At 53.1% G+C, this 12,725-nt stretch carries 17 protein-coding genes; 8 read left to right on the forward strand and 9 right to left on the reverse strand.

Annotated features, from left to right (window positions below; all coding sequences use genetic code 11):
* Entirely contained in the window at positions 1–255 is a 255-nt protein-coding gene (cedA, locus tag GNG27_RS09990; protein ID WP_255474661.1) for a cell division activator CedA, read from the forward strand.
* Between the two features lie 59 nt (positions 256–314).
* On the opposite strand, the gene GNG27_RS09995 is transcribed toward cedA, so the two are convergent.
* From GNG27_RS09995 to hxpB, 4 genes are all read right to left on the reverse strand, one after another.
* On the reverse strand, positions 315–1,706 hold the full coding sequence (locus tag GNG27_RS09995; RefSeq protein ID WP_142489171.1) for an L-cystine transporter: 1,392 nt from the start codon (positions 1,704–1,706) through the stop codon (positions 315–317).
* Positions 1,707–1,835: 129 nt separating this feature from the next.
* The gene (locus GNG27_RS10000; RefSeq protein WP_032617729.1) at positions 1,836–2,426 is read right to left on the reverse strand and encodes a metal-dependent hydrolase; all 591 of its coding nucleotides are present in this window, start codon (positions 2,424–2,426) and stop codon (positions 1,836–1,838) included.
* A gap of 92 nt (positions 2,427–2,518) precedes the next feature.
* On the reverse strand, positions 2,519–3,280 hold the full coding sequence (kduD, locus tag GNG27_RS10005) for a 2-dehydro-3-deoxy-D-gluconate 5-dehydrogenase KduD (protein WP_142489172.1): 762 nt from the start codon (positions 3,278–3,280) through the stop codon (positions 2,519–2,521).
* A 146-nt stretch (positions 3,281–3,426) separates the two neighbouring features.
* Complete coding sequence (gene hxpB, locus GNG27_RS10010; RefSeq protein ID WP_142489173.1) at positions 3,427–4,095, reverse strand: hexitol phosphatase HxpB; 669 nt, start codon at positions 4,093–4,095, stop codon at positions 3,427–3,429.
* A gap of 145 nt (positions 4,096–4,240) precedes the next feature.
* Here hxpB and GNG27_RS10015 point away from each other — a divergent pair, with 145 nt between their 5' ends.
* The gene (locus GNG27_RS10015; protein WP_156263579.1) at positions 4,241–4,777 is read left to right on the forward strand and encodes a YniB family protein; all 537 of its coding nucleotides are present in this window, start codon (positions 4,241–4,243) and stop codon (positions 4,775–4,777) included.
* A 39-nt stretch (positions 4,778–4,816) separates the two neighbouring features.
* Here the strand turns inward: GNG27_RS10015 and GNG27_RS10020 are convergent, their stop codons facing one another.
* From GNG27_RS10020 to pfkB, 3 genes are all read right to left on the reverse strand, one after another.
* The gene (locus tag GNG27_RS10020; RefSeq protein ID WP_156263580.1) at positions 4,817–5,677 is read right to left on the reverse strand and encodes a fructosamine kinase family protein; all 861 of its coding nucleotides are present in this window, start codon (positions 5,675–5,677) and stop codon (positions 4,817–4,819) included.
* Between the two features lie 105 nt (positions 5,678–5,782).
* The gene (gene ghoS / locus GNG27_RS10025) at positions 5,783–6,073 is read right to left on the reverse strand and encodes a type V toxin-antitoxin system endoribonuclease antitoxin GhoS (protein WP_156263581.1); all 291 of its coding nucleotides are present in this window, start codon (positions 6,071–6,073) and stop codon (positions 5,783–5,785) included.
* Between the two features lie 88 nt (positions 6,074–6,161).
* Positions 6,162–7,094 (reverse strand): 6-phosphofructokinase II, encoded by a 933-nt coding sequence (pfkB, locus tag GNG27_RS10030; protein ID WP_142489177.1) that lies wholly within the window; start codon positions 7,092–7,094, stop codon positions 6,162–6,164.
* Between the two features lie 293 nt (positions 7,095–7,387).
* Here pfkB and GNG27_RS10035 point away from each other — a divergent pair, with 293 nt between their 5' ends.
* Positions 7,388–8,146: a YdiY family protein gene (locus GNG27_RS10035; protein ID WP_156263582.1), complete on the forward strand. Its 759-nt coding sequence runs from the start codon at positions 7,388–7,390 to the stop codon at positions 8,144–8,146.
* 254 nt (positions 8,147–8,400) lie between these two features.
* Positions 8,401–8,634: a hypothetical protein gene (locus GNG27_RS10040; RefSeq protein WP_156263583.1), complete on the forward strand. Its 234-nt coding sequence runs from the start codon at positions 8,401–8,403 to the stop codon at positions 8,632–8,634.
* A gap of 185 nt (positions 8,635–8,819) precedes the next feature.
* Here the strand turns inward: GNG27_RS10040 and yniD are convergent, their stop codons facing one another.
* Positions 8,820–8,927 (reverse strand): small membrane protein YniD, encoded by a 108-nt coding sequence (gene yniD, locus GNG27_RS23665; RefSeq protein WP_231312552.1) that lies wholly within the window; start codon positions 8,925–8,927, stop codon positions 8,820–8,822.
* Positions 8,928–9,036: 109 nt separating this feature from the next.
* Positions 9,037–9,129 carry a stress response membrane protein YncL gene (gene yncL / locus GNG27_RS10045; protein ID WP_072036629.1) on the reverse strand — a complete coding sequence of 31 codons (93 nt, stop codon included), beginning with the start codon at positions 9,127–9,129 and terminating at the stop codon, positions 9,037–9,039.
* Between the two features lie 327 nt (positions 9,130–9,456).
* On the opposite strand from yncL, the gene thrS reads away from it, so the two are divergent.
* The 4 genes from thrS (at position 9,457) to rplT (ending at position 12,632) form a co-directional block, all read left to right on the forward strand.
* Positions 9,457–11,385 (forward strand): threonine--tRNA ligase, encoded by a 1,929-nt coding sequence (gene thrS, locus GNG27_RS10050; protein ID WP_142489179.1) that lies wholly within the window; start codon positions 9,457–9,459, stop codon positions 11,383–11,385.
* A 3-nt stretch (positions 11,386–11,388) separates the two neighbouring features.
* Positions 11,389–11,931 carry a translation initiation factor IF-3 gene (gene infC / locus GNG27_RS10055; RefSeq protein ID WP_023616141.1) on the forward strand — a complete coding sequence of 181 codons (543 nt, stop codon included), beginning with the start codon at positions 11,389–11,391 and terminating at the stop codon, positions 11,929–11,931.
* A gap of 96 nt (positions 11,932–12,027) precedes the next feature.
* A complete protein-coding gene (gene rpmI / locus GNG27_RS10060; protein WP_003030583.1) occupies positions 12,028–12,225 on the forward strand; it encodes a 50S ribosomal protein L35 in 198 nt (65 codons plus the stop codon).
* 50 nt (positions 12,226–12,275) lie between these two features.
* Positions 12,276–12,632, forward strand: a complete 357-nt coding sequence (gene rplT / locus GNG27_RS10065; protein ID WP_032617738.1) for a 50S ribosomal protein L20 — start codon at positions 12,276–12,278, stop codon at positions 12,630–12,632.
* Positions 12,633–12,725 lie beyond the last annotated feature (93 nt).

Here is a 12,725-nt window from a genome sequence, read left to right on the forward strand (position 1 = left end):
GTGAACCCGCTGCTTATGAAACCTCTTCGCCAACAAAATCGTCCTGTTATCAGTTATCAGCCCCGCGTTGAACCCGCGCCGCCAGAACATGCCAACAAAATGGATGGCTTTCGTGACGTCTGGCTGTTACGCGGCAAATATGTGGCCTTTGTGCTGATTGGCGAGCGTTTTCGCCGTTCACCGGCGTTTAACGTTCCGGAATCTGCTCAGCGCTGGGCGGCACAGGTCCGCCAGGAAGAAGAGGTTGAGGATTAACAGATAATAAAAAAACCGCCTTCATTGCTGAAGGCGGTTTTTTTTAGCGAGGGTGGCGCTTAACGGTGCGCCAGTTCCGCATGTTCATCGCTGTCCAGTACCGCTTTATCGGTCTGCTTCAGCCACTGGCTGGTGAGCGTACCGGCGGTCATGGAGCCGCTGACGTTCAGCGCGGTACGGCCCATGTCGATCAGCGGTTCTACCGAGATCAGCAGTGCCACCAGCGTCACCGGCAGACCCAGCGCAGGCAGTACGATCAGCGCGGCAAAGGTCGCGCCGCCGCCCACACCGGCCACACCGGCAGAGCTCACGGTCACAATCCCGACCAGGGTCGCAATCCAGACCGGATCCAGCGGGTTAATACCCACCGTCGGTGCCACCATTACTGCCAGCATTGCCGGATAGAGACCTGCACAACCGTTCTGACCAATGGTCGCGCCAAAGGAGGCGGAGAAGCTGGCGATCGATTCCGGCACGCCCAGACGACGGGTCTGCGCTTCCACGTTCAGTGGAATGGAGGCGGCGCTGGAGCGGCTGGTAAAGGCGAAGGTCAGCACCGGCCACACCTTACGGAAGTATTTCAGCGGGCTGACGCCGTTCACGCCGAGCAGAATGCCGTGGACCACAAACATGATGCCCAGACCGAGATAAGAGGCGACCACGAAGCTACCCAGCTTGATGATGTCCTGCAGGTTTGAGCCTGCCACCACTTTGGTCATCAGCGCCAGTACACCGTATGGGGTCAGCTGCATCACCAGACGCACCAGCTTCATCACCCAGCTCTGCAGGGTGTCGATGGCGGTCAGAACGCGCTGGCCTTTCGGGGCGTCATCTTTCAGCAGTTTCAGCGCGGCTACGCCGAGGAAGGCAGCGAAAATCACCACGCTGATGATCGACGTTGGGCTGGCCCCGGTGAGATCGGCAAACGGGTTTTTCGGGATAAAGGAGAGCAGCATCTGCGGTACGGTGAGATCCGCTACTTTACCCGCATAGTTAGTCTCGATGGCGGTCAGGCGCGCGGTTTCTGCGGTACCCTGCACCAGGCCTTCTGCGGTCAGGCCAAACAGGTTGGTGACCAGCACGCCCACCAGAGCCGAGATCAGGGTGGTAAAGAGCAGCGTACCTATGGTCAGGACGCTGATTTTACCCAGCTGAGAGGCATTATGCAGACGGGCAACCGCGCTCAGAATAGAGGCAAACACCAGCGGCATAACAATCATCTGCAGCAGCTGGACGTAGCCGTTACCGACAACGTTGAACCACTGGATAGAGTCTTTCAGTACCGGGTTGCTGGCACCGTAAATGGCCTGCAGCGCCAGTCCAAAGACCACGCCCATCACCAGACCGACCAGTACTTTTTTGGCCAGGCTCCACTGTTTGTGACGCGACTGCGCCAGCAACAGCAGTAAGCCGACGAACACCACGATGTTCGCGATTAATGGAAAATTCATCCCGTTCTCCTGATTGAATAGCAGATCGGTATTAGGTCCGACCTTGTTGGCGCAAGATTATCAGAAGTGTGATCTGGTCGCTTATATCCAAATGGAATGGGTTATGCCAAAACGGCTGAATTCGTCCAGTTACTGCTCACTTTGATGGTGAATAAAGCGGTTGAACTGAAACTGCAGGGAATTAATCATGTGTGAGGACCAGCGCACGGCTCCGTTTTCCGGCAGCGTCTGCGGCATCCACACCGCCCAGGCAAACAGGGCCATGCACAGGGCGCGCTCCAGCTGGTTGCCTTTTTGCGGCCTGAGGATCGGCAGACGAAAACGCCAGCGGCAGGGCCACAGCAGAGGAACGCCCGCCGGGGTAAGCATGTCGGCCAGAATATGGCTCAGATAGCCCAACACCATCCCCTGGATGGCATCCGCCGGGATCAGCCAGCTGTCCGGCACTTTTAAATAGAAGAGGGTAAGCGCGGCAAATACCGCCAGCAGGCTATGTGTAAAGCCGCGATGGCCGCAGGCGCGGGCTATGGGTTTTGAGATCCACTTCAGCCGCTGCCCGAGCAGCGACTTTGGATGATCGATGTCAGGTAACAGGCAGGTCAAAACTGCCGATGGCACGATGTGCCACCAGTCACCCTGCGCCAGCACTGGTGTAAGCTCAGCGTTTTTGGCAAACACTGCGCAGGCGAGAGAAAAGAGCAGATGACCTTCCGCCGTCATGATAAAACCCACTAAACTGTCAATGCATCCAGTATAGGGATTTTATACAGTATACGGAAGTAGTGACGGTGTAACTCTTTGTCACAAAGCTGTTAACGTGCGAGCCAGCCCCCATCGACGGCGAGGGTGTAGCCGTTGACGTAGTCCGAGGCCGACGAGGCCAGAAATACCGCCGGGCCCTGGAGATCTTCCGGCTTACCCCAGCGACCCGCCGGAATACGGTCGAGGATCTCTTTGCTGCGCTGTTCGTCGTCGCGGAGTTGCTGTGTATTGTTGGTTGCCATATAGCCTGGCGCGATGGCGTTAACGTTTATACCATGGTGTGCCCACTCGTTGGCCAGCAGGCGGGTGATCCCGAGCACGCCGCTTTTCGACGCGGTATAAGAGGGAACGCGGATCCCGCCCTGGAACGACAGCATGGAGGCAATGTTAATAATTTTGCCGCCTTGCCCCTGAGCGATGAACTGACGGGCCACGGCCTGCGACAGGAAAAAGACTGATTTCAGGTTGAGATTCATCACATCATCCCAGTCCTTTTCGCTGAAGGTCAGAGCATCTTCCCGGCGAATGGTGCCGGCATTATTTACCAGAATATCAACGCGCCCCATGCCCGCCACCGTCTGCTCGACGATATCGTTAATAGCATCCTGCTTGCTGAGATCGGCCTGAATAGCCAGAAACCGGCGACCCAGCGCCTTCACGCCTGCAGCGGTCTCTTCCGGGATCCGGCGATTGACGCTCACGATGTCACAGCCTGCCTGCGCCAGACCCAGCGCCATGCCCTGGCCGAGTCCGGTATCACAGCCGGTAACGATGGCAACTTTTCCTGAAAGATTAAAGGCATCCAGTATCATACAGACCTCAGAAAGTAGGGGGTATAGTTGTTCTGAGATAAGCATAGAAGCAGGGATAGGGAATATCAAATTAAAATGAAATGATGTTTTAAAAATTTTATGTGGATCATATTTGCGGGCAACAGGACGTTGCCCGCCGTCGTTAATCAGCCGCGCAGATGTGCCACGGTGAGGTCCTGCAGCGAGGTCAGTTTAACGTCCGCCAGGGCGTAGCGGGCGTCATGCTGATTCTCTTCTGCGGGGACGACAATCGAGCGCATCCGTGCCGCTTTGCTGGCGATCATGCCGTTAACGGAGTCTTCCAGCGCCACGCAGGTGGTCGGGTCGACGCCCAGCTTCGCGGCGCAGTCCATATAGACCTGCGGGTGCGGCTTGCTGTAAGGCAGTTTTTCTGCCGAGGCCAGCGCATCAAAGCTGTCGCGCAGATCAAACATGATTAGCACTTTTTCCAGCATATGCAGCGGCGAGGCGGAGGCGAGGCCAACCTTCAACCCCTGCGCTCTGCACAGGGCGACAGCCTCACGGGCCCCTTTCAGCAGCGGGCGGTTCTCTTCCACCAGCGTAATGGCCCGGTTGATAATGCGGTCGGTGACCTCATCCCGGCCCGGCCCCACCCACGGCTGGTGGGCATACCAGAGTTCAACCACCATATCGATGCGCAGACCGAGGGTATCCGGCAGTTCGTGACGGCGGCTGATATCCACGCCCAGGCTGGCCATCACATCCAGTTCAGCACGATCCCAGAGCGGCTCGGAATCAATCAGTAATCCATCCATATCAAAAATGGCTGCAAGAATTTGACGCGGAGTCGACATGCAACTTCTCCTTTCGTGGGTATTTATCAGGGGTAAAGGCTACCTAACCCTGGCAATTTACCATATCGCCTGCAAAGAACGGGCGAAAATGACAACCAGCAGGTAGACTTAGCCTCAAAGGATGTATTTTAAAAACGAGGAACCGATGACATATCAACAAGCTGGACGTGTAGCGATACTGAAGATAATCGCCGGATGGGTAATTTTTATCCCGGCGGTGATCTCGACAATTATTTCCGTCCTGAAATTTATTTATGACCACAGCGAAAAGCAGGCCGGGATCAATGCCGTGATGCTGGATTTTGCCCATGTCATGATCGAGATGATGCGCTTTAACACGCCGTTTCTGAATTTCTTCTGGTACAACTCCCCGACGCCAGATTTCCGGCAGGGAATGAACATCGCGTTCTGGATTATCTTTGCTCTGATCTTTATTGCTCTGGCACTACAGGCTTCCGGAGCGCGGATGCGCCGGCAGACCCGCCTCATTCGCGAAGGGCTGGAAGCCCAGCTGATTCTGGAGAAGGCAAAAGGAGAAGAGGGATTAACGCGCGAACAGATCGAAGCGCGCATTGTGGTGCCGAATCACACCATTTTCCTGCAAATTTTTACCCTCTATGTACTTCCGGTACTGATGATCGTTGCCGGGTACTTCCTGTTCTCCCTGCTCGGCCTGTTATAAGCGTTCGCTGCCGGGCAGTGCTGCCCGGCAGTCTGTCCGCTACGCTGCCAGCACCCGCTCCATCGCCTTCTGCGCAATCACCAGATGCTCGCCGCCAAACAGAATGGCGCGGTTCATCAGGGTATAGAGCTGATAGACCGGCTGCCTTTGCAGAAAACCGGCCGGCAACGGCGAGACTGACTGATAGCCGTCGTAGATCTGCGGCGGCTGTTCAGGGTGCAGCGGCAGCATCGCGAGGTCGCACTCCCTGTCTCCCCAGTAGCAGGCAGGATCGAAGATATAGGGGCCGTTCGGACCCAGCGCACAGTTGCCCGACCACAGATCGCCGTGCAGCAGCGAAGGCTGCGGCTGATGCGAGGCCAGGCGCTGCTGAATATGATCGACAATGGCGTCAATGTTGCCGAACTCCAGCCCTTTTTCCGCCGCCAGTTCCAGCTGCCAGCCGATCCGTTGTTCGGCAAAGAAGGTCGACCAGCGGCGTTGCCAGGCGTTGGGTTGCGGGGTGGTTGAGAGGTCGTTGTCGAAATCGAGACCGAACTGCGGCTGCTCACTCCACAGATGGAGGCGGGCAATCTGTTGCCCCAGGATAAAGGCGTTATGCGCATCGAGCGGACGGGCAGGGAGGAACTCCATCACCAGAAAGCTATAGTCACGATCGCTGCCGACGGCCCACACCTGGGGTACGGAGACGGTTTTGCTGCGGGAGAGCAGTTCCAGCTGGTCAGCTTCCGCGGTAAAGATGGGTAACAGCTCGCGTTCATCACATTTCACGAAGAGGTCGCGTCCTGCATAGCGCAGATGCCATGCGGCGTGGATCTCGCCCCCTGGCAGCTCGTTACGCAGTTCAATTTCACCTTCGCCCAGTTGTTCACTTAAAAGATGACTGATAGCCTGCCACATGATCGCTCTCCCATGTTGTCTGCCAGATCATAAAGTTAGCGTGAAACTATGGTCAAAAAACACGAACTAACGCACATCTATACCGTTTGGTTGACCCTGTGGCACTTATTGTTGCTGTTTTTGCCAGTTTTCCCAGCTCGTGACTTCAACCTGCGGCTCTTTCCCGGTGGCACTCTCCACCAGACCCGTGGCCAGCGCCTTCACTTCGTCTTCACTCAGGGTACTGACCAGACCGTAGGTATGGGTACCCAGCTCATGCAGATTGCCGTCGCCGTCGGTCATGGTTAGCAAAAAACCGCCGCGGGTAAGATGGTTGTTGATTTCATTGAGTTCTGTCAGCGAGTCTTCATGAACTTTTACGGTTACCACGTAGCGAGCGATCTCTCCACTGCTCATAATTCACCTCGTTGTTATCACGAAATTTTTTTAGCATAGACGATTCATGCCATTTGTCGCCCTCGCCGGGACACCGGGAGGGCAAGGGTTACGCATTTGTCAGGTATGTGAAGATTTTCTGCGTGTCATCAAGGGAGCACAGCCGGGTTCCGTGATTAATGGTTGCCGCGCTGCCTGCCGCCACGCCGTATTGAGTCATCTCCCGTAAAGACGCCCCTTGTGCCAGCTTCAGGGTCATGGCACCCACCATGCTGTCCCCCGCGCCGACGGTACTCTGGCTTTTCATCGGCGGCGGCACGACATGCACCGATCCGGTTTCATCCACGCCCAGCGCACCCTGTGGGCCCAGGGACACCACTACCCGCCGGGCTTTACCGCTTTTCACCAGTTCTTCTGCGGCGTTACGCACATCATCCGGCTGGCTGAGATCGCGATTGACCAGCGCGCTTAGCTCTTTCTGATTGGGTTTCACCAGCTCGATGTTGCCAAGGGTCAGCGCGGCGCTGAGGGCCTCTCCGGAGCTGTCAACGATGCAGCGGATGCCGTTCTGTTGCGCAGCGCGGATAAGCTGGGTCAGGCGCTCGGTTTTGACCCCGGGTGGCAGGCTGCCGCTGATGACCAGCAGCGCGCCGCTCTCGATGGCCAGCACTTTCTCTTCCAGCTGGCGAAATTCATCTTCGCTCAGCGTCGCGCCAGGCATCACAAAGCGATACTGCTCGTGGGTGGATTCAACATGCACGTGCAGGTTTTGCCGGGTCCAGTCATGGGCATCGACCGTATCCACGGCGACCTGCTCATCAGCGAGAAGCGAGACGAGGTGTTCACCCGTCGCGCCGCCCGCAGGAAAGATGGCGGTAGCTTTTCCGCCGAGGTGAACAATGGCGCGCGCCACGTTAATCCCACCGCCGCCGGGTTCGAAAACCGGCGCGCTGCAGCGAAGTTTACCTTCAGGATAGAGTTGAGCCGTCAGGGTTGCGCTGTCCAGAGAGGGGGAGAGCGTCAACGTAAAGATACGATCCATGCTGATCTCCTTTGAATGAGGATAGCCCTAAGCCTGGCACCGAACCAGCGGAAGGGAAAGTAAATAACAATATGATTTTAAAAATGAATATCTTTACGTACCGTGACTTTTATTTATAAATATCCAGCTGGTTTGAGATCGTTCTTATTCCAAAAATGAAACAAGAAATCATTGCTATGTTATTTGAGCCTTTTTATAATTTGTTACCTTTCGCGGGATCCCATGGCATTGATCCGCAAGAAAGTTTCCGGGACCGTAATGGTCTCTTTTTTTGTTGTACGGACTCTTTATAAATGAAGCTCTTAAAGACAGTACCCGCTGCAATGATGGTAGCGGGAGGCCTGTTTGCGTCAATGCATGCAACAGCCGATGATTCCGTTTTTACTGTCATGGATGATCCTTCCACTGCACAGAAACCTTTCGAAGGCAACCTGAACGCAGGTTATCTGGCGCAATCGGGCAATACAAAAAGCTCCTCCCTGACCGCCGACACCACCATGACCTGGTACGGTAATACCACCGCCTGGTCGCTGTGGGGTAACGCCAGCAACACCTCTTCAAACGATGAACGCTCTTCCGAGAAATATGCGGTGGGTGGGCGTAGCCGTTACAACATGACCGACTTCGACTATCTGTTCGGCCAGGCAAGCTGGTTGACCGACCGCTACAACGGCTACCGTGAGCGTGATGTGGCAACGGCCGGTTATGGTCGCCAGTTCCTGAATGGTCCGGTACACAGCTTCCGCTTTGAATTTGGTCCAGGCGTGCGTTACGACGAATACACCGATGGTGACACTGAAACCCAGCCACTGGGCTATGCGTCCGGTACTTACGCCTGGCAGATGACCGATAATGCCAAATTTAGCCAGGGCGTCTCCGTCTTTGGCGCTGACGACACAACCGTCAACTCCGAGACCGCGCTGAACGTGGCGATTAACGCCCATTTCGGGCTGAAAGTTGCATACAACGTGACCTGGAACTCTGAGCCGCCAGCTTCTGCACCGGAACATACCGATCGCAGAACCATCGTCTCTCTGGGCTACAAAATGTAATTGCGACGGGCCAATAATATATTGGCCCGTTTTTAATTTTTGTGCTGATAAATAATAAACAGCGTTTTAAAAATAGCGGCAGCCGATATCTCCATATTCTCTCCATAATTCCTCGTTTTGTTAACATTCAGTTTATTTGACACGAATTGATAAATATTTTGACTATGCAAAAGTGTGATGCAGATCTAAACTAACAGGACAGGCTAGATATTGCCTTAAGGTGTTCTGCATTAATTCAGTAAGAGAAAAATATTATGAATAAAATCACAACTGCATCTGCAGCAATAGTGCTTTCTGCACTATCATTCGGCGCATTTGCCGCTGATTCTGTATATAACTCTGCCAGTGACAGCTCTACACAAATTGGCATCACCAAAGCCTCTGATGTAGAAGCCGGTTCGAACATTGCCCCGGGCTCACAATCTACCGGGCAATCCATGGATGACGCGTTCGACGTGCATAAACTGGTTGCCGGTGAATGGTCCTGATTGATTCGTCAAACGCGATAAATTCATTTGCTGGTAGTTATTACCGCTAAAAAAAACCGGATTCTGATGTACCGGTTTTTTTATTTCTGCCGTTTGTGTAAAGATATTTAAAACGTAAGTTTATATTCGTTGGGTTTTGCAAACAAAAACGAATATGCCTACGCGACAGTACAGAGAAGAGACGATTAACCCCAAAGCATCGCCGCCCAGCGTAATAACAGCAGGGCAGCACAAAGGGTGATTAACACAATCACCATCTTCCAGTATTTTTTTGAAAAGCGTTTCGTCGGCATCACATCATCCTTGTTCTTTGGTCGTGGTCGACTGCTAAGTCTACCAAAGAGCAAAAATAATTGCGCTTCACCGGGAAGTTATAGCGTCAGGCGCTGGCAACAGCGAGCTTTAAAACCAGTGAAACTTATCCGCCAGAATCACGAGTAACGCGGTGGCAGAAAGAATGTTCAGGATAACGACTGTTCTGCTGGATACGTTCATACTATGCCCCAAAGTGTGTTGTAAGGACCTGTTCAAGAATAGCTCAGCCACCCGGTATTGCGAGAAGCTGTTTGAAATTCCACGTTAAACTCATGCGAAAGTGCTAACGCGTTCAATCTGCCCGTAAGGGTGTTTTCACCCTGGCGTTAGTGTTACCATCAACAGGCTGATCGTAAATTGCCATTTTTCTGATTTCGATCCTGTGCATGATTGCGGGCCAATTTGACGATTGTTGGTCAGATGGTTTTGCAATTCACTGTAAATTAAAGATTATTTTCTTTGCATATGCTCTTATGTGTGGGGCATCACTGCAAATAAGGACATAAAATGCCTGTAATTACTCTTCCTGATGGCAGCCAACGCCATTTTGACCGCGCCGTCAGCCCAATGGATGTTGCGCTGGATATCGGCCCGGGTCTGGCGAAAGCCACTATTGCTGGCCGCGTAAACGGTACGCTGGTTGATGCTTCCGATTTAATTGAAAACGATGCGAAGCTGTCGATCATCACCGCGAAAGACGAAGAAGGTCTGGAGATCATTCGTCACTCGTGCGCTCACCTGCTCGGTCATGCGATCAAGCAGCTGTGGCCTAATACCAAAATGGCTATCGGCCCGGTTATCGACAACGGTTTCTACTATGACGTCGATCTTGACCACACGCTGACCCAGGAAGATATCGAAGCCCTCGAAAAGCGTATGCACGAGCTGGCTGAGAGCAACTACGACGTCATCAAGAAGACCGTGAGCTGGCACGAAGCGCGTGAAACCTTCGTGAAGCGTGGTGAAAACTACAAAGTCACTATTCTTGACGAGAACATTGCTCATGATGACAAGCCTGGCTTGTATCATCACGAAGAATACATCGACATGTGCCGTGGACCGCACGTGCCGAACATGCGCTTCTGCCATCACTTCAAACTGATGAAAACCGCGGGTGCTTACTGGCGTGGCGACAGCAACAATAAGATGTTGCAGCGCATCTACGGTACCGCCTGGGCTGACAAAAAAGCCCTGAACGCGTATCTGCAGCGTCTGGAAGAAGCGGCGAAGCGCGACCACCGTAAAATCGGTAAACAGCTCGACCTGTATCATATGCAGGAAGAGGCGCCGGGTATGGTCTTCTGGCACAACGACGGCTGGACTATTTTCCGCGAGCTGGAAACTTTCGTGCGTTCCAAACTGAAAGCGTACCAGTATCAGGAAGTAAAAGGCCCGTTCATGATGGACCGTGTGCTGTGGGAAAAAACCGGCCACTGGGACAACTACAAAGATGCGATGTTCACCACCTCTTCTGAGAACCGTGAATACTGCATCAAGCCAATGAACTGCCCGGGCCACGTTCAGATCTTTAACCAAGGTCTGAAATCTTACCGCGATCTGCCGCTGCGTATGGCGGAGTTCGGTAGTTGCCACCGTAACGAGCCATCAGGTGCGCTGCACGGTCTGATGCGTGTTCGTGGCTTTACGCAGGATGATGCGCATATCTTCTGTACTGAAGATCAGGTACGTGATGAAGTTAACGCCTGTATTCGTATGGTCTACGATATGTACAGCACCTTTGGCTTCGAGAAGATCGTCGTCAAACTCTCAACGCGTCCGGAAAAACGTATCGGTAGCGATGAGACCTGGGATCGTGCTGAGGCGGATCTCGCCGTGGCGCTGGAAGAGAACGGTATCCCGTTCGAATACCAGCTGGGCGAGGGCGCATTCTACGGTCCGAAAATTGAATTTACCCTGTATGACTGTCTCGATCGTGCATGGCAGTGCGGTACTGTACAGCTGGACTTCTCCCTGCCGCAGCGTTTAAGCGCCTCTTACGTTGGCGAAGATAACGAGCGTCAGGTGCCGGTAATGATTCACCGTGCTATCCTCGGTTCACTGGAGCGCTTCATCGGCATCCTGACCGAAGAGTTCGCGGGCTTCTTCCCAACCTGGCTTGCGCCAGTGCAGGTAGTCGTGATGAACATTACTGATTCTCAGGCTGATTACGTTAAAGAATTGACGCAGAAACTACAAAATGCGGGCATTCGCGTAAAAGCAGACTTGAGAAATGAGAAGATTGGCTTTAAAATCCGCGAGCACACTTTACGTCGTGTCCCGTATATGTTGGTCTGTGGTGATAAAGAGGTGGAAGCAGGCAAAGTTGCCGTTCGCACCCGCCGTGGTAAAGACCTGGGCAGCCTGGACGTAAATGAAGTGATTGAGAAGCTGCAACAAGAGATTCGCAGCCGCAGTCTTCAACAACTGGAGGAATAAGGTATTAAAGGCGGAAAACGAGTTCAAACGGCACGTCCGAATCGTATCAATGGCGAGATTCGCGCCCAGGAAGTTCGCTTAACAGGTCTGGAAGGCGAGCAGCTGGGGATTGTGAGTCTGAGAGAAGCGATCGAAAAGGCTGAAGAAGCTGGAGTAGATTTAGTTGAAATCAGCCCTAACGCCGAACCGCCAGTTTGTCGTATCATGGACTACGGCAAGTTCCTTTATGAAAAGAGCAAGTCTTCTAAGGAACAGAAGAAGAAGCAAAAAGTTATCCAGGTTAAGGAAATTAAATTCCGTCCTGGTACCGACGATGGCGATTATCAGGTAAAACTCCGCAGCCTGATACGCTTTCTGGAAGATGGCGATAAGGCCAAGATCACGCTGCGTTTCCGCGGTCGTGAGATGGCCCACCAACAGATCGGTATGGAAGTGCTTAACCGCGTCCGTGACGATCTGAGTGAACTGGCAGTAGTCGAATCCTTCCCTACGAAGATCGAAGGCCGCCAGATGATCATGGTGCTCGCTCCTAAGAAGAAACAGTAGGCCTTCAAGTAGCAATTCCTGGGGAGCCAACAGGCTTCGCAGGTTTTGTTCGCCTGGGTTTCGTTTATTTAACAATGCGAAGTGGAAGTTATTAAGATGCCAAAAATTAAGACCGTACGCGGTGCTGCTAAGCGCTTCAAAAAAACCGGTGGTGGTGGATTTAAGCGTAAGCACGCAAACCTGCGTCATATTCTGACCAAAAAATCTACTAAGCGTAAACGTCACCTGCGTCCAAAAGGCCTTGTGTCTAAAGGCGATCTGGGTCTGGTTATCGCGTGCCTGCCGTACGCATAAGCCGTTAACGTTTAATTTTTTATTAAGAATATAGATACAGGAGAGCACATATGGCTCGCGTAAAACGTGGTGTAGTTGCCCGCGCACGTCACAAGAAAATTTTGAAACAAGCCAAAGGCTACTACGGTGCGCGTTCACGCGTATACCGCGTTGCCTTCCAGGCAGTTATCAAAGCAGGTCAGTACGCTTACCGTGACCGTCGTCAACGTAAACGTCAGTTCCGTCAACTGTGGATTGCGCGTATCAACGCAGCAGCACGTCAGAACGGTATTTCTTACAGCAAATTCATCAACGGCCTGAAAAAAGCCTCTGTTGAAATCGACCGTAAGATCCTGGCTGACATCGCAGTATTCGACAAAGTAGCGTTCACCGCTCTGGTCGAAAAAGCGAAAGCAGCTCTGGCATAAGCCAGTTGAAAGAGGGAGCTCTGCTCCCTCTTTTCGTTTCAACAGCATCAAAACGTTGACAATTTTCCGCCGACCCTTTTCAATAAGGCGTTA

Source organism: Leclercia sp. 119287, assembly GCF_009734485.1.
GTDB lineage: Bacteria > Pseudomonadota > Gammaproteobacteria > Enterobacterales > Enterobacteriaceae > Enterobacter > Enterobacter adecarboxylatus_C.

Coding starts and splice junctions, on each gene's coding strand:
- GNG27_RS09995 (WP_142489171.1), bottom strand. CDS start 1,706: ATGAATTTTCCATTAATCGCGAACATCGTGGTGTTCGTCGGCTTACTG.
- hxpB (WP_142489173.1), bottom strand. CDS start 4,095: ATGTCGACTCCGCGTCAAATTCTTGCAGCCATTTTTGATATGGATGGA.
- rplT (WP_032617738.1), top strand. CDS start 12,276: ATGGCTCGCGTAAAACGTGGTGTAGTTGCCCGCGCACGTCACAAGAAA.
- rpmI (WP_003030583.1), top strand. CDS start 12,028: ATGCCAAAAATTAAGACCGTACGCGGTGCTGCTAAGCGCTTCAAAAAA.
- GNG27_RS10040 (WP_156263583.1), top strand. CDS start 8,401: ATGAATAAAATCACAACTGCATCTGCAGCAATAGTGCTTTCTGCACTA.
- GNG27_RS10020 (WP_156263580.1), bottom strand. CDS start 5,677: ATGTGGCAGGCTATCAGTCATCTTTTAAGTGAACAACTGGGCGAAGGT.
- GNG27_RS10015 (WP_156263579.1), top strand. CDS start 4,241: ATGACATATCAACAAGCTGGACGTGTAGCGATACTGAAGATAATCGCC.
- GNG27_RS10000 (WP_032617729.1), bottom strand. CDS start 2,426: ATGACGGCGGAAGGTCATCTGCTCTTTTCTCTCGCCTGCGCAGTGTTT.
- kduD (WP_142489172.1), bottom strand. CDS start 3,280: ATGATACTGGATGCCTTTAATCTTTCAGGAAAAGTTGCCATCGTTACC.
- yncL (WP_072036629.1), bottom strand. CDS start 9,129: ATGAACGTATCCAGCAGAACAGTCGTTATCCTGAACATTCTTTCTGCC.
- pfkB (WP_142489177.1), bottom strand. CDS start 7,094: ATGGATCGTATCTTTACGTTGACGCTCTCCCCCTCTCTGGACAGCGCA.
- GNG27_RS10035 (WP_156263582.1), top strand. CDS start 7,388: ATGAAGCTCTTAAAGACAGTACCCGCTGCAATGATGGTAGCGGGAGGC.
- ghoS (WP_156263581.1), bottom strand. CDS start 6,073: ATGAGCAGTGGAGAGATCGCTCGCTACGTGGTAACCGTAAAAGTTCAT.
- thrS (WP_142489179.1), top strand. CDS start 9,457: ATGCCTGTAATTACTCTTCCTGATGGCAGCCAACGCCATTTTGACCGC.
- yniD (WP_231312552.1), bottom strand. CDS start 8,927: ATGCCGACGAAACGCTTTTCAAAAAAATACTGGAAGATGGTGATTGTG.